Genomic DNA, 26,177 nt, shown 5'->3' with positions numbered 1-26,177 from the left:
AACCAGTCAATTCGTCAACCAGTCAATGCGACATCCAAGGAGAACGGCATGTTCGATAACCTGAGCAACCCCGTGCTGGCCGAGACCCGCGCCGGCATCCGCCGCTATATCGAAGAGGAATTGCTGCCGCTCGAGAAGGAACTCGGGCTCGGCTCCGAAGACGCCTGGCCGAAGGAGGTGCTGCGCGGCGTCTGGCGCCGCTCCAGCGAGCTGGGACTCTATGCGGCCTGCCTGCCCGCCGAACTGGGCGGCAAGGGCCTGAACATCGCCGAGCAGTGCGCGCTCAAGGCGGACCTCGCCGTCAGCGGCGCCGTGCTGGCACCGCATGTGCTGGGAGACCTGGGCGGCCCGCCGCGCGTGGGCAATATGCTCAAGTACGCGACGCCCGCGCAACTGGCGCGCTACTTCCAGCCGGTGATCCGCGGCGAGAAATCAACCTGCTTCGCGCTCACCGAGCCGCATTCGGGTTCGGACGCGCAGAGCATCACCACGAGCGCCGTCGCCGATGGCGACGAGCTGGTCATCAACGGCCACAAGCACTACATCAGCGGCGCGCCGTTTGCCGATTTCGCCATCGTCATGTGCGTCACCGACGCGGCCGCCTCGCCGCCGGCGATCACCGCCGTGCTGGTCGACCTGGACCTGCCCGGCGTCACGGTCAATACCGACTACGTGCCGATGTCGGGCCAGCATATCGACGCCGATATCCGCTTCGAGAACGTGCGGGTGCCGCGCGCCAACATCTTCGGCGGCGAGGGCAACGGCTTCAAGCTCGGCATGTCGCGCATCAATGTCAACCGGCTGCTGCACTGCCCCACCATGCTGGGGCTGGCGACCAAGGTCTATGCATCGTCGGTGGAGTACGCCGGCAGGCGCCGCCAGTTCGGCGGGCCCATCGCGCGATTCCAGGCGATCCAGCACATGCTGGCCGACATGGCGGCCGCGCTGTGGGCCTGCGAAAGCATGATCGCGCAGACCGCCATGCTGGCCGATGGCGGCGCCGACCTGCGCATGAAGGCTGCGGCGTGCAAGCTGTTTGTCTCGGAGCGCTGCTTCGAGGTGGCCGACAAGGCGGTGCAGATCCACGGCAACGTAGGCGTGACGCGCGGCCACCCGGTCGAGCAGGCCTACCGCAAGCTGCGCATGTTCCGGATCTTTACCGGCACCAGCGAGATCCAGCGCAACACCATCGCCCGCGCGATCCTCGAACCCATGCAGGCGAAGGCTTGAGCGGGCCCGCTGCCCGGCAAGACCGCTGTTTGACAAAGACCGGCGCAGGAATACTGCGCAAGTTGCACGGAGACCACCCATGAACCGCCGATCCTGGCTTGCCACCGCAAGCGCGGCTGCCCTGAGCACCATCTGGACGCCGGCGCGATCCGCCGCGCCCTACCCCAGCCGCCCCATCCGGCTGATCGTACCGTTCCTGGCGGGCAGCGCGCCCGACAATATCGCGCGGACCCTGTCGGTGGAGCTCGGCTCGCAACTGGGCCAGCCGCTGGTCGTCGAGAACATGCCCGGCGCCGGCGGCGTGATCGGCGCGCTGGCATTGAAGCGCGCCGCCGCGGACGGGTACACGCTGGGCATTCTGGCGAATTCGCACGTCATCAACGTGCATATGTACCGCAGCATGCCCTATGACCCCGCGCGCGACTTCACGTCGATCGCCGCGCTTTCCGGCGGCCCGACCGCGCTCGTGGTGCCCGCCGATGCGCCCTACAAGACGGCCGCCGAGCTGTTCGCGGCAATGAAGCGCGCCCCCGGCAAGCTCAACTACGGTTCGGGCGGCAAGGGGAGCATCGCGCATCTGGCGGTCGAGGCGCTGCTGCACCAGACCGGCACCGAGGCGGTCCATATCCCGTACAAGGGCGCCACCGAGATCATCACCGCCATGCTCGGCGGCCAGACCCAATTCGGCATGCCGGTACTGAGCACGGCCACGCAGTATCTGCGCAACGGGCAGATCCGCGCGCTGGCGGTCTCGTCGGCCGCGCGCTCGGTGTATTTCCCGGCGATACCCACGCTCGCCGAGGCCTTGCCGCCCGGCGTGGTCATCGACAACTGGAGCGGCCTGTTCGCGCCTGCGCATTTCCCCGCCGAGCTGACCCAGCGGCTGTTCACGGCCGTCACCGCATTGCAGGCCGGCGGGCGCCTCGACGCACAGCTCAAGGCCAACGCGGGGGAGCTGCGCCGCAGCGCTTCGCCCGCCCAGTTCAACGGCATGGTGACTGCCGATACCACCCGCTACGGCAAGCTGATCCAGTCGATCGGCATGAGCGGCGATCTCAGCTGAAGCACATGGGAGCAAACCAGATCATGAAACCAGAGTGGTCCTGCCTGAAGGACGTCAAGATCGTCGATATCAGCCAGCTGCTGCCGGGCCCCCACGCCACCAGCCTGCTCATGCAGCTTGGCGCCGACGTCATCAAGGTCGAGCAGCCTGGCGTGGGCGATACCTCCCGCCAGCTCGGCCCTGCCGTGTATGCCCAGTTCAACCGCGGCAAGCGCTCCCACGCGCTCGACCTGAAATCCGCCGGAGGGCGCGCCGCGTTCCTGGAGCTGGTGCGCAATGCGGATGCCGTAGTGGAAGGATTCCGCCCCGGCGTGATGCAACGGCTCGGCCTGGGCTATGACGCCCTCGCCGAAGTCAATCCGGCCATCGTGCTGTGCTCCATCTCGGGATTCGGCCAGACCGGGCCCTACGCGGACCACGCCGGCCACGACCTGAACTACCTCGCGCTGGCCGGCTACTGGTCGGTGCCGGTGCAGGTCGAGGACAAGGTGTCCCGGCCGCGCGCCCGCATCTCCGACTACGCCGCCTCCGGCTACGCGGCGCTGGCCCTGGCCGTGGCCGTGATGAGCGCGCGGCAGCATGGGCGCGGGCAGCATCTGGATGTGTCCATCCACGACGCCGTCCTGTCCTGGACAGCCCATGGCGCATGGGCGGCACGCGACTACGAGGCACAGCCCCACGCATCGCCGACCGTCATGCCCGAGAACGACATCTTCGCCACACGCGATGGCCGCCATCTCGCCATGGGCATTCTCGAGAACAAGTTCTGGCTGAACCTGTGCGACGCACTCGGCGCGGCGTTTCCGGCCCTGCTCGACAGCCGTTTCGCTTCGCGCCCCGGGCGCCAGCAGCACAAGCAGGAAGTGCATGGATTGCTCGCCGGCATCTTCCTGGCCAGGACCCTGGCAGAGTGGACCGAAGTGTTCGGCTCGCTCGATATTCCCTTCTCCCCCGCACTGGGCGCGCGCGAGTTGTTTGCCGACCCCCACGTGCAGGCGCGCAATATGATCCGCCCCCTGCCAGGGGAAGACGCCATCACGCTGGGCTTCCCGGTCAGGTTCTCGCTGGGCTTGCCGGCCAGCGACGATCGCGTGGCGGCGCTGGGCGAGCACAACGCCGCGCACGGCGGCGAGGGCACACCACAGGCCTAGGGTTGCGCTGCGGGAGCGGCGGGTGCTTCAAGAACGGCTGCAACCGCCCTCCGGTGGCTTTGTCGCGGTGTTGCCCGGATCGTGCAAGGCAACGGTCATGCCCCCGGCCGGACCGGCGCAGCGCGACGCCGCTCCGGCCACGCTGGCGGTCAGCTTGCCGCGGCCCGGTTCTTCAGTCCCAGCACGTCGATGGGCTCGATGGAGGGGGCCTTGGCCAGCAGCGTATCGGCGTTCGCCATCAGGGCCTGGGCGATGGGTCCGTCCAAGTGCGCCTGGCGGGCCTCTTCGGTTTCGAAGGCATCGAAGATGCCGAAGGTCGTGGGCGACAGCCGCAGGGCAAACCAGATCGGCGTGGCCGCTTCCTGGTTGGCCATCGAGAGGCCGGCCGCGAGAAAATCGGCGACCGCCTGCTCCTTGCCCGGCCTGGCTTCGAGGCGGACGAAAAATGCATGCTTGATCATCTTGGTACTCCTGTCGGTGGATGGGTAGTGCCGCGCGGTGATGCCACTTTACAAGCTTGCGTTGCGCGCCAATACTGTCTCGATTGACAACTTTGATATCGATCCTGCCATGCGGATTGCCGTTCTCGTGCTGGAAGGCGTGTTCGATACCGGACTTGCCACCGTGCTCGACGCCCTGACCACCGCCAACCAGCTGGCGCAGGCGACCGGTGTGCAGACGCCGGGATTCGACATCACCCTGGTCGGCGTGCGCCCCACCGTGCACAGCGGACTCGGGATGCAGGTGCCGGTGCGGCCCGCCGCCGAGGCGCCCGCGCCGGACTGGGTGATCGTGCCTGCGCTGGGCGCCAAGATGCCCGATGCGCTGGTGCCCGCGCTCGGCCGTGACGACGTGGCCGACGCGCTGGCCTTGCTGCGCACCTGGGCGAGCGGCGGCGCGCGCATGGCCGCGGCATGTATCGGCACCTTCGTGCTGGCGGAAAGCGGATTGCTGGACGGACACGAGGCGACCACCACCTGGTGGCTGACACCGCTGTTCCGACAGCGCTACCCCGCCGTGCGCCTGGACGCCCATCGCATCGTGGTGCCGAGCGGCGCCGTGCTGACCGCCGGCGCGGCGCTGAGCCATGTCGATTTGGCGTTGTGGCTGATCCGGCAGAACAGCCCCGAGCTGGCGGCGCTGGTGGCCAGCTACCTGGTGGTGGATTCGCGCACGTCACAGTCCGCCTACATCATCGCCGACCACCTCGCGCACGCCGATCCGCTGGTGGAGCGCTTCGACCGCTGGGTGCGCGAGCGGCTCGATACGGCGATCATCCTCGACGAGGCGGCCGGTGCGCTGGCCATCAGCAAGCGCACCCTGTCGCGGCGCCTGTTCGACGTGCTGGGCAAGACCCCGGTCGAGTACATCCAGGACCTGCGCATCGAGCGCGCGGTACACCTGCTGAAAACGAGCAAGCACAGCGTGGACCGCGTCGCCGAGCAGGTGGGCTACGCCAGCGGTGTCACGCTGCGGACGCTGCTGCGCCGGCGGCTGGGCAAGGGCATCCGGGAGTTGCGGGCATAAGCGGCCAGCGCCGGCGTGCGCCGTACCTCCCGCGATGGATCTCGAAACCAGAAAACTGCCTTGCGGGCGGCGCCTCTTATCCGGCGCGTGGCGGCTGCCTACACTCCAGCCATCGCAAACAGCGTCAGCAAGGAGTGCTCACCATGTCGATCCGCAAGCTCGCCATCGTTCGATTTCAGGATGGCGCAGTGAGCGACGCAGGCTGGCGGGCCAGCGCCATGCGCGCCTCCACCCGCTTCATCAGGTGCTCCACCCACCCGCGCACCAGCGTATCCGACGCGACCGCCGGCAGCGAGCCGGCGATCACCCGGTACACCTTCTTGCGCCCGATCTTGGAGACCTTCGCCGGGTCCAGCCACTCGGGGTTGTCGACCAGCAGCAGCAACGTCTCAAGACCGATGACGATCGGCCAGATGCAAGCCAGCCGCAGGCGGACCGCCGACCCGGGAATCGCGAGCGTGTAGTCGAGCGCCGCGCGGTAGTGCTGCAGCGTCAGTTGCAGCAGATCAAACAGTAGCGGCCGCGCGCGCAGGGAATTGCCCGCCTGCAGCAGATCCTGCGGACTCAGGCCGTGCCGCTCCAGCGCCACCGCCGGGAGATAGCAGCGGCCGATGCGCAGGTCCTTGCCGCAGTCCCGCAGGACATTGGTCATCTGCAGTGCCTTGCCGAAGCGCACGCCCCGCTCGAGCATGGTCCCGGATTCACCCTTGAGGACGCCCGGCATGTGGGCGTAGGTCATCGTGGTCCAGAACTCGCCGACGCATCCGGCGACCAGGTAGGTGTACCGGTCCAGCTCCTCCATCTCCCGCAGTGCGACGATGCGGCCGGAGGATTCGTCAGGGAAGGTGCGCAGGTCGAATTCCATGCCGGAAGTCAGGGTCGACACGATTCCGCGCACGGCCTGCCGGTCCGACTCGCCGAGCTGGGGCAGGATCGCCAGCGCGGGACCGAGCGATTCGAGCAGGAGCTTCTCGTCGGACTGCTGCTGTTGGCCGGCGACCTCCTCCGTCATGCGGCGCATGAGCGCCGGATCGCCGGCGGCGCCGTTGACCTGGTCGCGAAAGGACAGCAGCAGGGCCAGCCGTTGCGCCGGCGGGATCAGCGATGTGTCTGCAATCGTGTCGGCGGCGCGCGCCAGCAGGTACGCCAGGCCGATGGGATCGCGCATCCCGGCCGGGAGAATGCGCAGCGTGAGATAGAAGGAACGCGATACGCCCTTCAGCAGCGGGCCCAGAAGAAAGGCCCGGGTTGGATTTGGCATGGACGGGGATGCGGCGGTGCCGGCAGATTTGGCTCCGCCGAATTGTATACGGCAAGCGCGCACCAACGGCGCACGCTTGCCGCTGGCGCGCCCCTACCAGCCGGCCAGGGCCTTGACGGCAGCCTCGCGCACCTGTTCCACCACGCCTTCGCGCCAGTCGTCGGCGTCGCCGTAGAAGGCGTGCCACATTGCCTGGCGGATCAGGTTGCGCTGGCCTTCGTCCGCTTCCGGATGCACGTGCAGCCAGTGGTCGCCGCGCAGCGCATCGAGGACTTCGCTCACCGGCAGGGTGCCGAATTCCAGGGCGATGCCGTTGTAGTCGAGCGCCGGCAGGGTCTGCGGCACGGCGAGCCACGCCATGCCGTTGAGATTGGGCGAAGCCGACGTGCCGTCGTAGATGGAGGTGACGTTGCTGCCCCAGATGCCACGCGCCTTCGCCAGCGGCTCGGCCTTGTCCGGCCCCATGTAGATGGGTTCGCCGTAGCCCCAGGGCCCCAGGCCGGTATGGATGTCGAGCCAGCGCAGCGCCTCGCGGCCGGCGCCAAAGCGCGCCAGGACGCGGCGCAGGGTGTAGTTGCTCCAGGTGGCCTTGCTGCCGCCGAAGAACAGGCCCTCCGGCGCGTGATACTGGCCCGCGCTCACGGCGGCCTGGTACCAGGGCAGGCCCTTCTCGGCCACGGTCTTCATCAGCGCGGCCTGGTCGCTCTCGGACGGCGGCCAGTGCCCGGGCAGCAGCATCGGTGCCACCTCGGCATAGGGCGCGTTCTCGGGCAGCGGCCCGGTGAAATCCATGAAATTGCGGTTGAGGTCGACGTTGTCCTCGTTGACACGCCGCATATGCGAGAAACCGTAGGGATTGACGGCGTGCACCATCAGCAACGCCACGCCGGCATCGGCGAAATCCCGGAGCAGGTCCGCATCGCCGAGCAGCGCGACCTGCGCGCCGGAGCCGCAATACCCCTCCACGCCGTGCATGCCCGAAGTGACCATGAGGAAGCGCCGGGCCTCGGCATCGCCCACCCAGGCGACATCCATGGCGAGCTCCTCGTCCGCGCAGCCACGCTTGGTGGGATGCGGGAAATCCGTCAGCGCGGCGCCGGCCGAGCGGGCGACCTCGCGGAATTTCTGCCTGGCTTCGGCATAACTGCGGGAAAAGCTGGTATGCAGGGACATGACAGCGGATTTCGCGCCTGGCGAGAAGTGTGGGGGGTGCCGCTATTAAACGCCAACTCGGCGGCTATTGCCATCAGGGCAGGCATCCCGGGCCATGCGCGAGGCCGCGGCCAGCCCGGCTGGCGGGCTAGCCCTTGTCCGCGCGGGCCTTGTCCGGTCGAGCCTTGTCCTGGCCGGCCTCGCGCAACAGCGGCGAGCGGAAGGCGTGCGGATGCAATTCGATGCCCGCCGCGGCAATCTGTGCTGCCGACAGCACCAGGTGGCGCGCCAGCCAGTCATGGATGCTGCGCAGGAAGCGCTGCTGCTCCAGGCGGTTGGATTCGCGGATCACGCGCTCGAGCTTGACGTGCGCGGTGTACACATCCAGCAGGTTCACGCTCTTGAGCTTGGGCGGCGTGGTAGCGCTGCGCTCGATGGCGAGGATGCGCCTGACCTGGGCCTCGGGCAGCTCGCCGGCCTCCAGGTAGGCCTGGTAGACCTCCTCCAGTGCCGGGAAGCGCACCGTAGGCTGCACGCGGGGCACGCCGGCCACCTTTTCCATGCGCAGCACGAGATAGCGGAGGGCCTCCGCGCGGCGCCTGGCGGCGTCGGCGGCAGCGTCACGCTTGCCACCGGGGCGGCGCGCCCGGGCCGCGACCGGAGCGGTCAGCTCGAATTCATCCGCCGACGGCGGCGTCGCCGCGGGCACCGGCGAGCCGGCGTCGCGCTCGGTGTAGTCGGGCACCAGGTCGAGCAAGCCCGGCTCGGCCAGCACGGCGCGCGCGCAGTCCTCGCCAAACGGGTGCTCGTGCCCCTGCGCGTCGCGCAGGATATACGCCTGCCCGTTGCCGAAGCCGTGATGCCGGGCGCGCCCCACATGCTGGTGGCAACGCGTGGCCGGGTCGACGAAATCCTTGCGTACGGGGGTCCAGCTTTCGCTGTTGACTGCGGTCATGAATCAGCGCTTGCCTGCCGGCGCGCGGCGCGGTGGAATGTTGCGTAACGGCCCGGCTGGTCGCACCTGGCTCCGGGACCTGGCCATGCGGCCAGGCCGCCATTGTCCACCATCGCGCCCCGCCGGGCCAGCGCGCCCTACTTCAACATGAACGACATCGCCGACAGGCAGTTGAGCATGCGCACCGCCGCCTGTACCGAGGCGGCTTCGAACACCAGCGTCACGCCGTCCACGCGTTCGAGCGTGGGCCACTGGCAAAAGAGGTCGGCGTAGGCCGGGCTCTGCGTCTGCAGGCGGCATTGCACCGGGCCGGGAATGCGCAGTGGCCGGCCGCCGGCTTCGCGCACCGACTGCTGGACCGCCGCAGCGATGGCTTCGCGCGACGCMCCGGGCGACAGCGTGTTGCCGCTGCCGTGGCCGCCGGCTTCCTTGGTGCGCACGTAGCGTACCCAGGGCATCAGGGGACGCGTTTCCTCGACGAAGACATCGTCGCCGCTGGCCATCAGCACGGGTACGCCGAACTCGCCGGCCAGCGCGCCGTACAAACCGGCCTCGCCCATTTCCTGGCCGGCCAGCCAGATGCGGGCGAAGGCACTGCTGTTGATGGTGTGGGCCAGGATGCCGCGGCTCTGGGCGCGGCCGTGGTAGCCGATCATGCACACGCCGTCGCAGCCCTGCACGCCGGCCATCATGCCGAGATAGCGCGGCTTGCCGAGCACCAGGCGGGCGCGCGGGTCGAGCTGGTCGGGCAGCAGGTTGCGAAAGCCCCCGTGCGAGTCGTTGACCAGTACCTCGGTGGCGCCACCGGCAAAGGCGCCCTGCACCGCGGCGTTGGCCTCGGCGGTCATCCACGCGCGGGCGCGTTCGTATTCGCCATTGCCGGCGCGGACCTGCTCGGCGTGGAAGACGCCGGCGACGCCTTCGATATCGGTGGAGATCAGGATCTTCATCGCGGTCTGGTGCGGTTCTGTGCGGATAATCAGTTGGTGGGTGTCGCCGCATGGCGCTGCAGCCATTGCGGCAATTCGGGCATCAGTTCGCGCAGCGCGGTGCGGCGGTGGCCGTCGCGCCCGGTCACGCTTTCGGCCTGCCACAGCGCGCCCAGGATGGCCTGCTCGACGCTGTCGGCAGCGGCCTGGAACAAGGCATCGAGCCGGGTTTCATGCAGCATGGCCAGTGCCGGCATGGGCGCGTGCGCCTGCTGCGGCACGGTGTAGGCCGTGGAAAATGCCAGCGCGATGTCGCCGGAGCCGTGGCCGAACACCGAGCCGGTGCGTGCCAGCCCGGCACCGGCGCGCAGCGACAGGCGGCGCAGCTGGCGCGCGTCGAGCGGGGCATCGGTGGCGACGATCATGATGATGGAGCCCTTCTCGGGCCCGCCTTGCGTCTTCACTCCGGCCTGCGCCTGCAGCCGCGCGGCCAGCACGCCGCCAAGGCGCGCGCCGGCCACCGTGAAGTTGGGCAGGATGCCGAAGTTGGACTGCACCAGCGCGCCAACATGATATTGCTCCACCTGGCGCGAGGCCGAGCCGATGCCGCCCTTGAGCCCGAACGAGGACATGCCCCGCCCCGCCCCGACCGCGCCCTGCGCGAACTCCACCGCGGCCGCGGCGCAGGCCTGCGCGTAGTGCGCCTCCTGCACGGCCATGGCCTGGATATCGTTCAGGTAGCCGTCGTTGCACTCGAACACCAGCGGATTGACCGTGGGCCAGGCGCGGCCGATCTCCGGGTTGGCGGCGATGGCCTGGCGGATCTGCGCCTGCGCCAGCGCGCCCACCGCGAAGGTATTGCTCAGCGCGATGGGGGTTTCCAGCACGCCGAGCTCCTCCACCTGCACCAGTCCCACGCTCTTGCCGAAGCCGTTGAGCACGGTGGCGGCGGCCGGCACCTTGTCGGCGAACAGGTTGCCGGCGTGCGGCAGCACCACGGTGACGCCGGTCTGGCAGGCGCCCTGCGCCAGCGTGCAGTGGCCCACCGCCACGCCGGGCACGTCGGCGATGGTGCCGCGCGCGCCGGCGGGCAGCGTGCCGATATGTACCAGGTCCGGGACCGGGCCGGGGATCAGGTCCGGGATCAGGTCGGTGGCCATGCCGCGCTCCTGCCTTTAGCGGCGGTCGATCTTCGGATCGAGCGCGTCGCGCAGGCCGTCGCCCAGCAGGTTGAACGCCAGCACGGTCAGGAAGATGGCCAGGCTGGGGAAGATCGCCACGTGCGGCGCGGTGACCATGTCGGCGCGCGCCTCGTTGAGCATGGCGCCCCATTCCGGCGTGGGCGGCTGCGCGCCCAGCCCGAGGAAGGACAGGCTGGCGGCGGTGATGATCGAGGTGCCGATGCGCATCGAGAAATACACCACGATGGACGAGATGGTGCCCGGCAGGATGTGCCGCATCAGGATGGTCCAGTCGGAGGCGCCGATGCTGCGCGCGGCCTCCACATAGGTCAGGCGCTTGAGCATCAGCGTATTGCCGCGCACCAGGCGAGCGAAGGCCGGGATGCTGAACACCGCCACGGCGAAGATCACGTTGGTCATGCCGTTGCCGAGGATGGCGACGATGCCGATGGCCAGCAGGATGCCGGGGAAGGCGAACAGCACGTCCGAGACGCGGCTCACGATGCGGTCCCACCAGCCTTCGTAGTAGCCGGCCAGCAGTCCCAGCACGGTGCCGACGATGGCGCCGATGATGACGGAGAAGAAGCCCGCGGCAAGCGAGATGCGGGCGCCGGCCAGGATGCGGCTGAAGATGTCGCGTCCGAGCGAATCCACGCCGAACCAGTGCGCCGCCGAGGGGCCGGCGTTGAGCGCGTCGTAGTCGAAGAAATTCTCGGGATCATAGGGCACCAGGTGCGGCGCGAAGATTGCGATCGCCACCAGCAGCAGCACGAACACCCCGGCGCCCAGCGCCAGGTGCTGCTTGCGGAATTTGCGCCAGAACTCGGTCCAGGGCGTGCGCACGGCCTCCTGGGCGGTGGCGGGAGCGGCGGCGTTGCCGTCGGCGGGCGTGGAAAGCTGGGTCATGCCGGCCTCTCTTTATTTGTAGCGGATGGCGGGGTTGATGACGGTGTACAGCACGTCGACCACCAGGTTGATCAGGATGAACTCGAGCGAGAACAGCAGCACCTCGGCCTGGATGACCGGGTAGTCGCGCATCTCGACCGCGTCCACCAGCAGGCGCCCGAGCCCGGGCCAGTTGAAGACCTTCTCGACCACGATCGAGCCGCCCAGCAGGAAGCCGAACTGCAGGCCCATCATGGTGACCACCGGAATCATTGCGTTGCGCAGGCAGTGCTTGGCCACCACCAGGAACTCGCCCACGCCTTTGGCGCGCGCGGTGCGCACRAAATCTTCCTGCAGCACCTCGACGAACGAGGCGCGCGTGAAGCGGGCCATGACCGCGGCCACCGCGGCGCCCAGCGTGATCGAGGGCAGGATGTAGTGCTTCCAGGAATCGGCGCCGATGGAGGGCAGCCAGCCCAGCTGCACGGAGAACACTTCCATCAGCAGCATGCCCAGGGCAAAGGCCGGGAAGGAGATGCCGGACACCGCCAGCGTCATGCCCAGGCGGTCAGGCCAGCGGTTGCGCCAGACCGCGGAGGTGACACCGATCACCATGCCGAAGATCACCGCCCACACCATCGAGGCCAGCGTCAGGTACAGGGTCGGCATGAAACGGTCGCCGATCTCCTCGCTGACCGGGCGCTTGGTGCGCAGCGAATTGCCGAACTCCCAGCGCACGGCGTTCGAGAAGAATTGCACGAACTGCTCGGGCAGCGGCTTGTCCAGGCCGAGATCGCGGCGCACCAGCTCCACCGTGGCCTGGTCGGCCTCGGGGCCGGCCGCGAGCCGGGCGGCATCGCCGGGCAACAGGTGGACGAACATGAAGACCAGCACTGCCATGATCAGCAGTGTGGGAATCACGCCCAGGAATCGTTTGAGAAAGTAATTCAGCATGATGCACCGGAAAAATAAAAGACCGCGGGCCGCCCGCCCTGCCCCCGCATCTGTGGGCAGGCGGCCGTGCACGGCTTGCTGCGCTGTACTGCCGGGTTACTGCGGAGGTACTGCCGGGCCCGGCCACGGGCGCGGCGGCGAACCGGACGCGCCCGCATGCCGGCGACCCTTATTGCTTGATGTCGATCTCGTCGAAGTTGAACGAGCCATCGGGCATCACGTAGGCGCCGGTCAGGCGCTTGGCGCGCGCGAACAGCACCTTCTCGGTCACCAGGAAGGCCCACGGCGCGTCCTTCCAGATCTGCTCCTGCGCATCCTTGTACAGGCGTGCCTTCTCGGCGCGGTCCGTGGTGCGCAGGGCGCCGGCGATGTCGGCGTCGACCTGGTCGTTCTTGTAGTAGGCGGTGTTGAGCAGCTTGGGCGGCATCGATTCGGAAGCCAGCAGCGGGCGCAGCGCCCAGTCCGACTCGCCGGTCGACGACGACCAGCCCACGTAGTACATGCGCACGCCGGCGTCTTCCGGCTTCTGCACGCTTTCCACCTTCTCCACGCGCTGGCCGGCCTCGAGCGCCTGCACCTGCGCCTTGATGCCGACCTGCTGCAGCTGCTGCTGCACGAACTGGATCACCTTTTGCGCGGTGGTGTGGTTATAGGCGGACCACAGCGTGGTCTCGAAGCCGTTCGGGTAGCCGGCTTCCTTGAGCAGCGCGCGCGCCTTGGCCGGGTCGTACGGCCACGGGCCCAGCTTCTCGGCATAATCCACGCCCGCGGGCACCACGCCGTCGGACGGCGTGGCGTAGCCGGCGAATGCCACCTTGGCCAGTGCGTCCTTGTTGATGGCGTAGTTGATGGCCTGGCGCACCTTGGGGTCGTTGAACGGCTTGACCGTGGTATTCAGGCTCAGGTAGCGCTGGATGATCGACGGCGAGGCGATCAGGTCCACCTTGGGATTGCTCTTGAGCACCGCGGCCTGCTCGAACGGGATGCTGAAGGCGAAGTCCGCCTCGCCCGTCTGCATGATGGCCGCGCGCGTGTTGTTGTCCACCACCGGCTTCCAGGTGATGGTGTCGATCTTCGGATAGCCGGTCTTCCAGAAGCCGGCGAACTTCTTGCCCTTCAGGTGATCGGGCTGCTTCCACTCGACGAACTCGAACGGGCCGGTGCCGACCGGGTGGAAGGCGATGTCCTTGCCGTACTTCTGCAGCGCGGCGGGCGAGATCATCACGGCCGACGGGTGGGCCAGCACGTTGATGAACGGCGAGAACGGCTCTTTCAGCGTGACCTTGACGGTGTTGGCGTCGATCACGTCGGTCTTGGCCACGCGGTTGAACAGCGTGTAGCGCTTGAGCTTGTTGGCCGGGTTGGTGACGCGGTCCAGGTTGGCCTTGACGGCGGCAGCGTCGAAAGTGGTGCCGTCGTGGAACTTGATGTTCTTCTTGAGCTTGATGGTGTACGTCAGGCCGTCCTTGCTGGCTTCATAGCTTTCGGCCAGCACGTTGACCAGCTTCATGTCCTTGTCGAGGCCGAACAGGCCCTGGTAGAAGGACTTGGTGGCGGCCTGCGACAGTGTGTCGTTCGAATCGTACGGGTCCAGCGTGGTGAAGGTGGAGTACACCGCCATCACGGCGTCCTTGGCGGCAAAGGCGGGGCCTGCGCCGAGCGCGGCCAGGGCCAGGCCACCGGCGATCAGCTTGGAAGGGGCCAATCGGGTCATCATCCGGGTCATCTTGGATTCTCCTTGGGAAATGCGTTGGTTCACTTCGGTTCGGTTCAGTAGGCGCCGCCGATGGCGTGCCGGGCGACAAAATGGCGGGAGGCGTTGCTGCCGGCGACGGCCACCAGCGGCTTGACCAGCGGCTCGTCGCCAAGCGCGCGGATGGGGCTGGGAATCTCGTCGGACAGCGGCTCGCGCTGGAGGTGGCGGCGCGCCGGGTCGGCGATCGGCACCGCCGACATCAGCTTCCTGGTGTACGGGTGCTGCGGGTTCTCGAAGATCGCGCGGCGCGGGCCGATCTCGACGATCTGGCCCAGGTACATCACCGCCACGCGGTGGCTCACGCGCTCCACYACCGCCATRTCGTGMGAGATRAACAGGAAGGCGATGCCCATTTCGCGCTGCAGGTCGAGCATCAGGTTGACGATCTGCGCCTGGATGGAAACGTCGAGCGCGGAGACCGACTCGTCGGCCACCACCACCTTGGGGTTCAGCGCCAGGGCGCGCGCGATGCAGATGCGCTGGCGCTGGCCGCCCGAGAACTCGTGCGGGTAGCGCGACGCATGCGCGGCGGTCAGGCCCACCTTTTCCAGCAGCCATGCCACGCGCTGCTCGGCTTGCTTGCCGCTGGCCACCTTGTGCACCAGCAGCGGCTCCATGATCGAGTAGCCCACCGGCACGCGCGGGTCGAGCGAGGCGAACGGGTCCTGGAAGATGAACTGGATATTGCGGCGCAGGGTCTGCAGCGCGCCGCCCTTCATCTGGCTGATGTCCTGGCCGTTGAATTCGATGGTGCCGCTCTGGCTGTCGACCAGGCGCAGCAGCGAGCGGCCGGTGGTGGACTTGCCGCAGCCCGATTCGCCCACCAGCGCCAGCGTTTCGCCCGGGTACAGGTCGAAGCTCACGCGCTCCACGGCGTGCACGCGGCGCGCCACGCGGCCCAGCAGGCCGCCCGGCACGTCGAAGCGGGTCACCAGGTCGTGCACGCGCAGGATCGGCGAAGCGCCGGCCGGCACCGTGTCCTGCGGCACTTCGGGCGCGGGCGGCTCGCCCTGGTCGAGCTGCACCAGCGGGAACTTGGCCGGCCAGTCGGTGCCGCGCATGGCGCCGAGCTTGGGCACGGCGGACAGCAGCGCGCGCGTGTACGGATGCGCGGGCCTGGCGAAGACCTGCTCGGAGGCGCCCTCTTCGACGCTCTCGCCGCGGTACATCACCAGCACGCGGTCGGCCACCTCGGCCACCACGCCCATGTCGTGGGTGATGAAGACCACGCCCATGTCCATCTCGGCCTGCAGATTGCGGATCAGCTGCAGGATCTCGGCCTGGATGGTGACGTCGAGCGCGGTGGTGGGCTCGTCGGCGATCAGCAGCGCCGGCTTGCACGACAGCGCCATGGCGATCATCACGCGCTGGCGCATGCCGCCGGAGAGCTGGTGCGGGAAACGGTCCAGCACGCGGCGCGCCTCGGGGATGCGCACGATCTCCAGCATGCGCAGCGCTTCGGCGCGCGCCTCGGCGCGGCTCTTGCCCTGGTGCAGGCGGATCGACTCGGCGATCTGCTCGCCCACCGGGAAGACCGGGTTGAGCGAGGTCATCGGCTCCTGGAAGATCATCGCCACGTCGCTGCCGCGCACGCCGCGCATGGTGGCACTGTCGGCGCTGGCGAGGTCGAGCACCTGGCCGTTGCGGCGGCGCAGTTCCATGCTGCCGCTGGCGATCTTGCCGCCGCCATGCTCGACCAGCCGCATCAGCGCCAGCGAGGTCACCGATTTGCCCGAGCCGGATTCGCCCACCACGGCCAGTGTCTCGCCGCGGTCGACGTGGAAGCTGAGGTTGCGCACGGCCTCCACGGTGCGTTCCGAGGTGGAAAAGCGCACGGTGAGATCGTTGACGGAAACCACCCGCTGCGGTGGCAGGACGATGCCCGACTTGGAAGAGGATGCTGCAGCCACTTGGCCCCCTTGATACCTGTTGATGCCTGTTGATGCCGAGGTTGTTGCTTCGCGCGCCCCGGCGTGCCGGCGCGCGCTGCCTGCCCTAGCCGTAGATCCACACGTTGACCGCCTCGCCCACCCGGGCGAAGCCGCGGTACATGCCTTCGGTATTGAACGGCAGCGTGACGTTGCCGGCGCGGTCCACCGCGATCAGGCCGCCGCGGCCGTCGATGGCCGGCAGCTTTTCCATCACTACGCGGCGCGCGGCTTCTTCCAGCGGCAGGCCCGCGTAGCGCATCTGCGCCGCCACGTCGTAGGCAGCCACGGCGCGGATGAACATCTCCCCGGTGCCGGTGGTGGAGACTGCCGCCACGTCATCGGCAAAGCAGCCGGCGCCCACGATGGGCGTGTCGCCCACGCGGCCCACCTGCTTGTTGGTGACGCCACCGGTGGAGGTGGCCGCGGCCAGGCGCCCCTGCGCGTCGCATGCCACCGCGCCCACGGTGCCGAACTTGTTGTCGGGGTCGATGGGCTCGGCTGCCCTGGTGGCGGCCAGCGTGGCGGCATCGTGGTCCAGCGTCGTGCCGGTGGTGGCGCGGGCGCGCTCCCATTGCTCGTGCCGCGCCTGGGTGAAGTAGTACGCTGGCTCCACCAGTTCCAGGCCCTGCGCCAGGGCAAAGGCCTCGGCGCCATCGGCGGCGAACAGCACGTGCTCGCTTTTTTCCATCACCGCGCGCGCGGCCAGCACCGGGTTGCGCAGGCGCTTGACGCAAGCCACCGCGCCGGCGCCCAGCGTGGCGCCGTCCATGATGGCGGCGTCCAGTTCGTAGGTGCCGGCGTGGGTCAGCACGGCGCCGCGGCCGGCGTTGAACAGCGGGCAATCCTCCAGCAGGCGCACGGCCTCGGTCACGGCGTCGAGCGCGCTGCCGCCATCGGCCAGCACGCGCTGGCCGGCTTGCAGCACGGCGGCGAGCGCGTCGGTGTATTCCGCCTCCTTGGCGGGGCTCATGGCGGCACGGGTAATGGTGCCGGCGCCGCCATGGATGGCGATCACGGGGGTGTTCATGGTGTTCACGATGCGTTCGGGGTTGTCTTCTTGCGGCGTGCGGGGGCGCTCCTGGCGCGCCCTTCGGCTGCTTCGTCGGGGCGTGGCTCGCGTGCGTCGCGGCCCTGCCCGGGCGGCGCGCCGTGCAGCCACGGCAGCAGGAATTCGGTCATCTCGGCGGCAGCCTTGACCGCATGCGCGGCGCGGTGCGCCACCGCGCCGCACAGGCCTTCGATAAAGGCCAGCACGGCTGCGTCCGAGTTGGCGGAGAGCTGGCGGCCGGTGTGCGCATACAGCGCGATGTCGGCCAGCGCCGCCAGCGGCGAAGTAGGTCCGTCGGTCAGCGCCAGGATGCGCGCGCCGTGCGAGCGCGCGCGCCGCGTGATGGTCACGGTGTCATACACATAGCGCGGGAAGCCGATCACGATCAGCAGATCGCTGGGCTGCAGCTTGAACAGCGCGCGCGCCGCGGTGGACGCGCCACCCGAGCCCGAGACCGAGATCACGGTGCGGCAGGACAGGTCCAGCCCATGCTGGAGCAGCCCGGCCAGGAAGCCGCTGGCGCCGAAGCCCACCACGAAGATGCGCTCGGCCGCCAGGATCGCTTCGACGGCGCGCTCGCAGGTCTCGGCGTCGAGCGCGCGGCGCGTGGCTTCGAGATTGCGCACGTCCTCGTCCAGCGAGGCGGCGATGACGGCGGCCACCGTGGCCGGCCGCTCCAGTCCGGTGCGCAGTTTCTCGACGGGTGCAAGCGTGGCTTCGAAACCGCGCACCAGCTCGGTGCGGAATTGCGGATAGCCCTCGAAGCCCAGCGCATGGGCGAAGCGATTGGCGGTGGCGACCGACACTTCCACCGCCGCGGCCAGCTCGTCGATGCGCATGGTGGCGGCGCGGAACTGATTGCCCAGCACGTATTCGGCCATGCGCTGGTGCGCCGGCGTCAGCGCGGGCAAGGCGCGGGCGATGCGCTCGGTGATCGAGCCGTTGCCGTTGCCGGTCTTGCCGGAAGTGCCGCTGTTACCGTGGTTGCCGAGGGACATGGGATGTTGCTGGGTTGGCCGGGATGCGTCATGCACGAAAACAAAGCATGCAAAGGATGCGCATCAATGTAAATAAATTTACACGCAAAACACGCGCCATGAAAATAGAGTTTTACGTGGCCAAGGGTTTGTACCTAGACGAACCCCCGTCCCGGGGCCCTTCCGGACCGCATGCGGGCCCTTGGCGTCACTGCCGGGCGGCGTGTCCGGCATGCGCCGTCCATTCGCGGGCATCGCCATGCGAAGCGGCTACAATGCCGGGTTGACCCGTGCCATGCCGGGCCGGACCGTCCGGCCACGCCGGCCATCGCTCCCTCTCCAGCTTTCCCCTCCCGTGATCCGAATCGACCAGCTTGTCCTCCAGCGCGGCACCAAGGTGCTGTTCGACCACACCAGCGTGACGCTGAATCCCGGCGAGCGTGTCGGCCTTGTCGGCGCCAACGGCAGCGGCAAGTCGACCCTGTTCGCCATGCTGCGCGGCGAGCTGCATGCGGATGGCGGCGACGTCTTCATCCCGCCGCAATGGCGCACTGCGCATGTGGCGCAGGAAACCCCGGCGGTCATGCGCAGCGCGGTGGAATACACCATCGACGGCGACACCCGCCTGCGCGACATCGAGGCACGCATCACGGCTGCCCAGGCCAGCGGCGACGGCACCGCTGAGGGCGACGCCCACGCGGCGTTCGCCGATGCCGACGGCTACACCGCGCCGGCGCGCGCCGAGGCGCTGCTGCTGGGGCTGGGCTTCACGCTGGCGCAGGTATCGCAGCCGGTGGCCTCGTTCTCGGGCGGCTGGCGCATGCGCCTGAACCTGGCGCAGGCACTGATGTGCCCGTCCGACCTGCTGCTGCTCGACGAACCGACCAACCACCTGGACCTGGACGCGATCGTCTGGCTGGAAGACTGGCTGGCCCGCTACCCGGGAACGCTGGTAATGATTTCGCACGATCGCGAATTCCTCGATGCGATCTGTAATGTCACGGTGCATATCGAGAACCAGCAGCTGCGCCGCTACGGCGGCAACTACACCCAGTTCGAGACCCTGCGCCTGCAGCAGATGGCCTTGCAGCAATCGGCCTACTCGCGCCAGCAGAAGGAGATCGCCCACCTCGAATCCTTCATCACCCGCTTCAAGGCCAAGGCCACCAAGGCGCGCCAGGCGCAGAGCCGGGTCAAGGCGCTGGAGAAGATGGAGCGCCTGGCGCCGGTGCATATCGCCGCCGGCTTTGCCTTCGAGTTCCGCGAGCCGGACGCCGCGCCCAACCCGATGATGGTGCTCGAGGGCGTGGACTGCGGCTACCCGCCGCCCGCGCCGGATGCGCCGCCCGTGACCATCCTGCACAACCTGTCGCTGTCGATCCAGACCGGCCAGCGCATCGGCCTGCTGGGCGCCAACGGCCAGGGCAAGTCCACGCTGGTGAAGACGCTGGCGGACACGCAGGAGCCGCTGGCCGGCAAGATGCGCCAGGGCAAGGGGCTGCAGATCGGCTACTTCGCCCAGCACCAGCTGGAAACGCTGCGCGACCATGACTCGCCGCTGCAGCACCTGGCGCGGCTGGCGCCGGACACGCGCGAGCAGGAACTGCGCGACTTCCTCGGCAGCTTCAACTTCCGCGGCGACATGGCTACCTCGCCGATCGAGCCGTTCTCCGGCGGCGAGAAGGCGCGCCTGGCGCTGTCGCTGATCGTGTGGCAGAAGCCCAATCTGCTGCTGCTCGACGAGCCCACCAACCACCTGGACCTCGACACCCGCGAGGCGCTCACCATGGCGCTGGCGCAGTTCGAGGGCACGCTGATCGTGGTCTCCCACGACCGTCACCTGCTGCGCGCCACCACCGACCAGTTCATGCTGGTGGGCGAAGGCACGATCAAACCCTTCGATGGCGACCTGGACGACTACCGCGACTGGCTGCTGCAGCAGGCCGCCGCCAAGCGCAACGCCGCCACCGCGGACCGTGCCCCGGCCGGCGGCGACAGCGCGGCGGGCGGCACCAACCGCCGTGACCAGCGCCGCGCCGAGGCCGACGAGCGCCAGCGCCTGACCCAGCTGCGCAAGCCGCTGACCAAGGAACTGGAAAAGGTGGAAAAGCGCATGGCCGTGCTACAGCAGGCCAAGGGCGAGATCGATGCCTTCATGGCCGACGAGGCCAGCTATGCCGAGGCCAACAAGAGCAAGCTGATGGAGATGCTCAAGCGGCAAGGGGAAGTCGGCGGCGAGCTCGATACGCTGGAGGAGCGCTGGCTCGAGCTGCAGGAGCAGATCGAACAGATCGTCTAGGGTCGCCTGGACGCGCAAGGGAAGGATCCCGGGGGCGCCCGCCCCCGGATACGCCGCGGCTGCGCGCCGTTGCGCAGACGATGCCGGCGCTCAGCGGTAGTTCTTCTCGCGCCGGATCATGCCGATCGCCAGCGTCGCCGTCAGGATGAACAGCCAGATCAGCGACCAGGCCGGAATCGACAGGCCAAAGATCGGGGGCAGCGGCGTGGTGCACATGCCGTCCGAGAAAAACACCTGCGGCAGCAGCTTGGCCGTSGGCAASYGGTTGACCCAGTTCTCCAGCGGGTCGATGCCGCAGCTGGCCTTGGGGTTSAGCAGCAGCGACACGTGATAGCCSGCCACCGCGATGCCRCCCACGCCGGACAACATGCCCAGSCCCTGCCACAGGCTGCGCGTGTTCTGCGCGATGGCGGCCAGCAGCGAGAACAGGCCGATGGCGACGAAGGCGAAACGCTGCATCACGCACAGCGGACACGGCTGGTAGCCTTCCACATGCTGCAGGTAGAGGGCATAGCCGACCAGCCCGAACGAGATCGCGGCGATCAGCAGGAAGAAACTGCGGGAATTGGCTTGCATGGTTCAGTAGCAAAAAGGGCCGGACGATGCCACCCGGGCTGATCCGTCGGGATCCGTTGCCGCGGGCCCGTCCATTGGTGCGCCGCCCGGCCATTTGCCGGACGTGCGCAATGCGAGGCTCATTATTACCGATTTTGTGTTGCACGCCTTGCCATTCCGGCGCGGCCGGCGGCGTGCCGCTTGCGGCGGATTGACGCAGATCATGGCCTTGCCGCGCGCGCTCGCACGCCCGCGCGCGGCGGGCTCAGGCGGACGTCGGGCCGCCTTGCGCCCGCCACCGCGCCGCGGCCAGGCGGTACAGCCAGTGCGCCCGCAACGGGCTGCCCTGCGCCACGGCCGGATGGTCGAAGGTGCCGTCGGGCACCATGCCGACCCGCTCCATCACAGCCCGCGAGCGGACGTTGGGCAGTGCCGTGAACGAAACGATTTCCGCCAGGCCCAGGCGCCCGAACCCGAAGCGCAGCGCGGCCCGCGCCGCCTCCGTGGCATAGCCCTGCCCCCAGTATGCATGCGCCAGGCGCCAGCCGATTTCCACGCAGGGCGAGAACGGCAGCGTGGCGGCGGGCTCGTGCAGGCCGACGAAACCGATGAATGCCCCGTCCGCCTTGCGCTCGGCCGCCCACAAGCCCCACCCGCGTGCCGCGATCAGGTCCTGGCAGCGCAATGCCATGGCATCGCTGGCAGCGCGCTCCAGCGGCGCCGGGAAGCAGGCCATCACCAGCGGGTCCGCATTGAGCGCGGCGAACGGCGCGAAATCCGCGTCGCGCCACTGGCGCAGGCGCAGGCGCGCGGTCTCCAGGGTCACCGGCCCGGCTCCGCTTGCGGAGCCGGCTGGCGCCTGATCGTGCTGGCCCGGCATGGCGTTCACTCGAGATGACGGACGCGGTCGATGGCCTGCTCCAGCCGCTCCACCGCCAGCACCTCGAGGCCGTCGATCTTCTGCTTGGGCGCATTGGCCTTGGGAATGACCGCCGTGGTGAAGCCGAGCTTGGCGGCTTCGCGCAGGCGGTCCTGCCCGCGCGGACTGGGCCGGATCTCGCCGGCCAGGCCGACTTCGCCGAACACCACCAGCCCGCGCGGCAGCGGCTTGTTGCGCATGGAGGAATGGATGGCCAGCAGCACGGCCAGGTCGGCCGCCGGCTCGGCGATCTTGACCCCGCCCACGGCGTTGAGGAACACGTCCTGGTCGAAGCAAGCGATGCCGGCATGGCGGTGCAGCACCGCCAGCAGCATCGCCAGGCGGTTCTGTTCCAGCCCCACGGCCAGGCGGCGCGGGTTGGGCACGTGCGCGGCATCGACCAGCGCCTGCACTTCCACCAGCAGCGGCCGCGTGCCCTCTTGCGTGACCAGCACGCAGGAACCGGGCACGACCTGCTCGTGCTGCGACAGGAACAGCGCCGAGGGATTGCTGACGCCGCGCAGGCCGCGCTCGGTCATGGCGAACACGCCCAGTTCGTTGACCGCGCCGAAGCGGTTCTTGAAGGCGCGGATCAGGCGATGCGAGGAGTGCGTGTCGCCCTCGAAGTACAGCACGGTGTCGACGATATGCTCGAGCACGCGCGGGCCGGCCAGCGCACCTTCCTTGGTCACATGGCCGACCAGGATGATGGTGATGCCGCTGCTCTTGGCGATGCGGGTCAGCTGCGCCGCGCATTCGCGCACCTGCGCCACCGAGCCGGGCGCCGACGTCAGCGCATCGGAGTACAGGGTCTGGATCGAGTCGATCACCGCCACCTCGGGCTTCTCCACCTCCAGCGTGGCCTGGATCTTCTCCAGCTGGATCTCGGCCAGCAAGGCGAGCTGCGGGCTGTCCACCCCCAGGCGCTGCGCGCGCAAGGCAATCTGCGCGCCCGACTCTTCGCCGCTGACGTAGAGCACGCGGCGCTCCGAGGCAAGGTTGGCCAGCGCCTGCAGCAGCAGCGTGGACTTGCCGATGCCGGGATCGCCGCCGATCAGCACCACCCCGCCGGCCACCAGCCCCCCGCCCAGCACGCGGTCGAATTCATCGATGCCGCTGGAGAAGCGCGGCACGTCGGCCGCGTCGATCTCCGACAGCCGCTGCACCATGGCCGAGGCCGCCAGCGGCGCGAAGCGCTTGGCCGACGGCGATTCCGCCACGCTCTCTACCAGCGTGTTCCATTGCTGGCATTGCGGGCACTGGCCCTGCCAGCGCGGCGAGGTGCCGCCGCATTCGGTGCAGGTATAGACGTTCTTTGGCTTGGCCAACTGGGGTCCCCGGAGAAACGATGGATAAGAAGCGGTGGATGAACAATGGCCGGCGCCCGGCAGGCGGCAGCCGATCGCAGGCTGGCTTGCAGGCGGCGCCCGGGGCAGCGCACGCCACCCGGATATCGCCAGGCGGCGGCCCGGGCAGGCGTCAGCCTGCCCGCCGGCAATCAGGCCAGCGCGGGCTGCTCCGGCGCGGTCAGGGTCGCCACCGTGACCGGCACCCTGGGCGCCAGGGCGCACATCAGCTCGTAGCCCACGGTGCCGCTGGCGGCGGCCACGTCGTCGATCGGCAGGCCCTGGCCCCACAGGGTGACGGCGCTGCCCACGCGGGCCTTGGGGCAAGGCGTGAGGTCGACGCAGATCATGTCCATCGACACCCGGCCCACCAGGTGCGTGCGCACGCCGTCGACCAGCACCGGCGCCGGGTTGTCGCCCCAGCCGGCGGCATGGCGCGGGTAGCCGTCGGCATAGCCGCAGGCCACCACGCCGATGCGCATCGGGCGCTCGGCCTTGAACAGCGAGCCGTAGCCGACGGTATCGCCGGGCTGCAGGTCCTGGACGGAGATCAGCTCGCTGTGCAGCGACATGGCCGGCTGCAGGCCGAAGCTGGCCACGTCGCCGGACAGGCCGGTGGGCGAGGCGCCGTACAGCACGATGCCCGGCCGCACCCAGGTGCGGTGGGCCTGGGGATGCCAGAGCGTGGCGGCGGAATTGGACAGGCTGGCCTCGCCCGGCAGGTTGGCCGTGGCGGCGTCGAAGACCTCGAGCTGGTGGGCGATGCCGCGCGGGCCGTCGGCGTCGGAGAAATGCGTCATATGCACGATACTGCCCACACAGGACAGGGTGCGCGCGCGTTCCCAGGCGGTGCGGTACTGGTCCGCACGGAAGCCGAGGCGGTTCATGCCGGTATTGAGCTTGAGCTGGATGCCCAGCGGCCCCTTGGGACGCGCGACTTCCAGCATGCGCAGCTGTTCTTCGCAATGGACGGCGGTGGTGAGGCGGTACTGCTCCAGCAAAGGCACGTCCTGGGATTGGAAGAAACCCTCTAAAAGAAGGATCGGGCCTTGCCAGCCCAGTTCGCGCAGCAGCACGGCTTCGTTCAGGTCGAGCAGGCCGAAGCCGTCGGTGGCGCGCAGGCCGGCGAAGGCGCGGCGGATGCCATGGCCATAGGCGTTGGCCTTGACGACGGCCCAGACGCGCGACGCGGGTGCACAGCGGCGCACGATTTCCAGGTTATTGGCCAGGGCCGGTTGATGGATAACGGCGTGAATGGGTCTAGGCATGGGATCGCTGTTGCTTCTGGAGGGGGCGGCGGCGGGTTGGCATGGCGGGGCTCCCGGCCGGCTGGCCGGTCCGCGCCCCGGGTCAGGGATGCACCATATAGGGGAAGACCCGGTGCGCGTGGCTCGCCGCACAGACGTTATTTGAACACACTCGAAGAATCATTTAGGGAATCGCAGCGCATCTGCGCTGTCAAACCGGCGGTCCGCAGATGCTCGGAAACGCCCTACTTTCGTGTTATAAAGCCGGACGTTCCGGCCATGTTTTAAAAGTGATGCAATATGTCAAACAGGGTCAGGCGGTTTGCGCGACACTCGGAAGACCGGCATGGGCATCACTTTGACAGCGGTGCGGGCCCAGGTTCCCTACAGGTAATGACAGTGGCAATGACAGCGCCCGGCAGCGTGCTGGCGCCCGTCTTGCAAGGCTTGAGCGATGGAGAAAGAGTCCAAAGTATGAAGAAGGGTTTTTATACCATCATGGCGGCGCAGTTCTTCTCCTCGCTGGCCGACAACGCGCTGCTGATCGCCGCCATTGCCCTTCTTACCGAACTGYACTCCCCGCAGTGGATGACGCCGCTGCTCAAGCTGTTCTTCGTGCTCTCCTATGTCGTGCTGGCCGCCTTCGTGGGCGCCTTCGCGGACTCCATGCCGAAGGGCAAGGTGATGTTCATCACCAACACGATCAAGATTGCCGGCTGCGCGATCATGATGTTCGGGCTGCACCCGCTGCTGGCCTACGGCATCGTGGGATTCGGCGCCGCCGCCTACTCGCCGGCCAAGTACGGCATCCTCACCGAACTGCTTCCCCCGGAAAAGCTGGTCGCCGCCAACGGGTGGATCGAAGGCCTCACGGTAGGCTCGATCATCCTGGGCACGGTGGTCGGCGGCGCGCTGATCTCCGTGCATATCTCCAAGATGCTGCTCGGCTTCGACGTGCCCTTCGTGGACACCGGCATCAACACCCCGGCCGAGGCCGCCATGGTGGTCATCATGCTGTTCTACGTGATCGCCGCCATCTTCAACCTGTTCATCCCGGAAACCGGCGCGCGCTATCCGCAGCAGGAAAAGAATCCGATCAAGCTGATCGCCGAATTCGCCGACTGCTTCACCGCGCTGTGGCAGGACAAGCTTGGCCAGATCTCGCTGGCCGTGACCACGCTGTTCTGGGGCGCTGGCGCCACCCTGCAGTTCATCGTGCTGAAATGGGCCGAGAAGTCGCTCGGGCTGAACCTGTCCCAGGGCGCGCTGCTGCAGGCGGTGGTGGCCGTCGGCGTGGCGGTCGGCGCGATCCTGGCCGCCATGCGCATTCCGCTGCGCAAATCGCTGTCGGTGCTGCCCTTCGGCGTGGCGATGGGCGTGGTGGTGATGCTGATGGCCTTCTACACCAAGCACAGCCTTCCCGAGATCTCGTTCGACGTGCTCGGCATGCACATGCCGCTGTACATGGCCATTGCCTATCTGTTCCTGATGCTGGTGGGCGGCATGTCCGGCTACTTCGTGGTGCCGATGAACGCGCTGCTGCAGCACCGCGGCCATGTGCTGCTGTCCGCCGGCCACTCGATCGCCGTACAGAACTTCAACGAAAACGTCTCGGTGCTGCTGATGCTGTGCCTGTACGCCCTGCTGATCAAGCTCAACGTGCCCATCGGCATCGTCATCGTGGCGTTCGGGATCTTTGTCTGCGTCACCATGGTGCTGGTGATGCGCCAGCACCGCTACAACGTGCGCAACTTCAACTCGCTCGCCATGATCGGCGAGGACAAGCACCACTAGCACCACTAACACCACTG

Annotated in this window: 22 protein-coding genes; 6 read left to right on the top strand and 16 right to left on the bottom strand. The window is 68.4% G+C overall.

Annotated features, from left to right (window positions below; translation table 11 throughout):
- Window positions 1–48 precede the first annotated feature (48 nt).
- The 3 genes from AC1DK4_RS08335 (at window position 49) to AC1DK4_RS08325 (ending at window position 3,444) form a co-directional block, all read left to right on the top strand.
- A complete protein-coding gene (locus AC1DK4_RS08335; RefSeq protein WP_441613445.1) occupies window positions 49–1,230 on the top strand; it encodes an acyl-CoA dehydrogenase family protein in 1,182 nt (393 codons plus the stop codon).
- A gap of 79 nt (window positions 1,231–1,309) precedes the next feature.
- The gene (locus AC1DK4_RS08330; RefSeq protein WP_441613444.1) at window positions 1,310–2,293 is read left to right on the top strand and encodes a tripartite tricarboxylate transporter substrate binding protein; all 984 of its coding nucleotides are present in this window, start codon (window positions 1,310–1,312) and stop codon (window positions 2,291–2,293) included.
- Between the two features lie 23 nt (window positions 2,294–2,316).
- Window positions 2,317–3,444, top strand: a complete 1,128-nt coding sequence (locus AC1DK4_RS08325) for a CaiB/BaiF CoA transferase family protein (RefSeq protein ID WP_441613443.1) — start codon at window positions 2,317–2,319, stop codon at window positions 3,442–3,444.
- Between the two features lie 149 nt (window positions 3,445–3,593).
- On the opposite strand, the gene AC1DK4_RS08320 is transcribed toward AC1DK4_RS08325, so the two are convergent.
- Complete coding sequence (locus AC1DK4_RS08320) at window positions 3,594–3,905, bottom strand: putative quinol monooxygenase (RefSeq protein ID WP_441613442.1); 312 nt, start codon at window positions 3,903–3,905, stop codon at window positions 3,594–3,596.
- A gap of 109 nt (window positions 3,906–4,014) precedes the next feature.
- On the opposite strand from AC1DK4_RS08320, the gene AC1DK4_RS08315 reads away from it, so the two are divergent.
- Window positions 4,015–4,971, top strand: a complete 957-nt coding sequence (locus AC1DK4_RS08315; protein ID WP_441613440.1) for a GlxA family transcriptional regulator — start codon at window positions 4,015–4,017, stop codon at window positions 4,969–4,971.
- A 175-nt stretch (window positions 4,972–5,146) separates the two neighbouring features.
- On the opposite strand, the gene AC1DK4_RS08310 is transcribed toward AC1DK4_RS08315, so the two are convergent.
- From AC1DK4_RS08310 to AC1DK4_RS08260, 11 genes are all read right to left on the bottom strand, one after another.
- Window positions 5,147–6,232: a phytoene/squalene synthase family protein gene (locus tag AC1DK4_RS08310; RefSeq protein ID WP_441613439.1), complete on the bottom strand. Its 1,086-nt coding sequence runs from the start codon at window positions 6,230–6,232 to the stop codon at window positions 5,147–5,149.
- Window positions 6,233–6,325: 93 nt separating this feature from the next.
- The gene (locus tag AC1DK4_RS08305; protein ID WP_441613438.1) at window positions 6,326–7,405 is read right to left on the bottom strand and encodes a M14 family metallopeptidase; all 1,080 of its coding nucleotides are present in this window, start codon (window positions 7,403–7,405) and stop codon (window positions 6,326–6,328) included.
- Between the two features lie 127 nt (window positions 7,406–7,532).
- On the bottom strand, window positions 7,533–8,339 hold the full coding sequence (locus tag AC1DK4_RS08300; protein ID WP_441613437.1) for a hypothetical protein: 807 nt from the start codon (window positions 8,337–8,339) through the stop codon (window positions 7,533–7,535).
- A gap of 137 nt (window positions 8,340–8,476) precedes the next feature.
- Window positions 8,477–9,289 carry a M55 family metallopeptidase gene (locus AC1DK4_RS08295; protein ID WP_441613436.1) on the bottom strand — a complete coding sequence of 271 codons (813 nt, stop codon included), beginning with the start codon at window positions 9,287–9,289 and terminating at the stop codon, window positions 8,477–8,479.
- A gap of 29 nt (window positions 9,290–9,318) precedes the next feature.
- The gene (locus tag AC1DK4_RS08290) at window positions 9,319–10,428 is read right to left on the bottom strand and encodes a DmpA family aminopeptidase (protein ID WP_441613435.1); all 1,110 of its coding nucleotides are present in this window, start codon (window positions 10,426–10,428) and stop codon (window positions 9,319–9,321) included.
- A 15-nt stretch (window positions 10,429–10,443) separates the two neighbouring features.
- Window positions 10,444–11,355, bottom strand: a complete 912-nt coding sequence (gene gsiD / locus AC1DK4_RS08285; RefSeq protein ID WP_441613434.1) for a glutathione ABC transporter permease GsiD — start codon at window positions 11,353–11,355, stop codon at window positions 10,444–10,446.
- A 12-nt stretch (window positions 11,356–11,367) separates the two neighbouring features.
- The gene (gene gsiC, locus AC1DK4_RS08280; RefSeq protein ID WP_441613433.1) at window positions 11,368–12,288 is read right to left on the bottom strand and encodes a glutathione ABC transporter permease GsiC; all 921 of its coding nucleotides are present in this window, start codon (window positions 12,286–12,288) and stop codon (window positions 11,368–11,370) included.
- A gap of 169 nt (window positions 12,289–12,457) precedes the next feature.
- Entirely contained in the window at window positions 12,458–14,005 is a 1,548-nt protein-coding gene (gene gsiB / locus AC1DK4_RS08275; RefSeq protein WP_441613574.1) for a glutathione ABC transporter substrate-binding protein GsiB, read from the bottom strand.
- 53 nt (window positions 14,006–14,058) lie between these two features.
- Complete coding sequence (locus tag AC1DK4_RS08270; protein ID WP_441613432.1) at window positions 14,059–15,954, bottom strand: dipeptide ABC transporter ATP-binding protein; 1,896 nt, start codon at window positions 15,952–15,954, stop codon at window positions 14,059–14,061.
- 85 nt (window positions 15,955–16,039) lie between these two features.
- Window positions 16,040–17,002 (bottom strand): isoaspartyl peptidase/L-asparaginase family protein, encoded by a 963-nt coding sequence (locus AC1DK4_RS08265; RefSeq protein WP_441613573.1) that lies wholly within the window; start codon window positions 17,000–17,002, stop codon window positions 16,040–16,042.
- Between the two features lie 5 nt (window positions 17,003–17,007).
- On the bottom strand, window positions 17,008–18,021 hold the full coding sequence (locus AC1DK4_RS08260) for a MurR/RpiR family transcriptional regulator (RefSeq protein ID WP_441613431.1): 1,014 nt from the start codon (window positions 18,019–18,021) through the stop codon (window positions 17,008–17,010).
- A 334-nt stretch (window positions 18,022–18,355) separates the two neighbouring features.
- Between AC1DK4_RS08260 and AC1DK4_RS08255 the strand changes: the two genes are divergently transcribed.
- Window positions 18,356–20,299 carry an ATP-binding cassette domain-containing protein gene (locus AC1DK4_RS08255; protein WP_441613430.1) on the top strand — a complete coding sequence of 648 codons (1,944 nt, stop codon included), beginning with the start codon at window positions 18,356–18,358 and terminating at the stop codon, window positions 20,297–20,299.
- Between the two features lie 90 nt (window positions 20,300–20,389).
- Here the strand turns inward: AC1DK4_RS08255 and AC1DK4_RS08250 are convergent, their stop codons facing one another.
- The 4 genes from AC1DK4_RS08250 to alr all read right to left on the bottom strand — a co-directional run bounded on the left by AC1DK4_RS08250 (window position 20,390) and on the right by alr (window position 24,387).
- Window positions 20,390–20,875 (bottom strand): disulfide bond formation protein B, encoded by a 486-nt coding sequence (locus AC1DK4_RS08250; RefSeq protein WP_477131464.1) that lies wholly within the window; start codon window positions 20,873–20,875, stop codon window positions 20,390–20,392.
- 244 nt (window positions 20,876–21,119) lie between these two features.
- Window positions 21,120–21,734, bottom strand: coding sequence for a GNAT family N-acetyltransferase (locus tag AC1DK4_RS08245; protein ID WP_441613428.1), 615 nt, complete (start codon window positions 21,732–21,734; stop codon window positions 21,120–21,122).
- 5 nt (window positions 21,735–21,739) lie between these two features.
- On the bottom strand, window positions 21,740–23,101 hold the full coding sequence (gene radA / locus AC1DK4_RS08240) for a DNA repair protein RadA (RefSeq protein ID WP_441613427.1): 1,362 nt from the start codon (window positions 23,099–23,101) through the stop codon (window positions 21,740–21,742).
- Window positions 23,102–23,271: 170 nt separating this feature from the next.
- On the bottom strand, window positions 23,272–24,387 hold the full coding sequence (gene alr / locus AC1DK4_RS08235) for an alanine racemase (protein WP_441613426.1): 1,116 nt from the start codon (window positions 24,385–24,387) through the stop codon (window positions 23,272–23,274).
- Window positions 24,388–24,840: 453 nt separating this feature from the next.
- Here alr and lplT point away from each other — a divergent pair, with 453 nt between their 5' ends.
- Window positions 24,841–26,160: a lysophospholipid transporter LplT gene (gene lplT / locus AC1DK4_RS08230; RefSeq protein WP_477131463.1), complete on the top strand. Its 1,320-nt coding sequence runs from the start codon at window positions 24,841–24,843 to the stop codon at window positions 26,158–26,160.
- Window positions 26,161–26,177: the final 17 nt, after the last annotated feature.

This window comes from Cupriavidus sp. 05N38 (assembly GCF_056397345.1).
The sequence above is the reverse complement of the archived record's forward strand: the minus strand, read 5'-3'. Positions and strand labels throughout refer to the sequence as shown.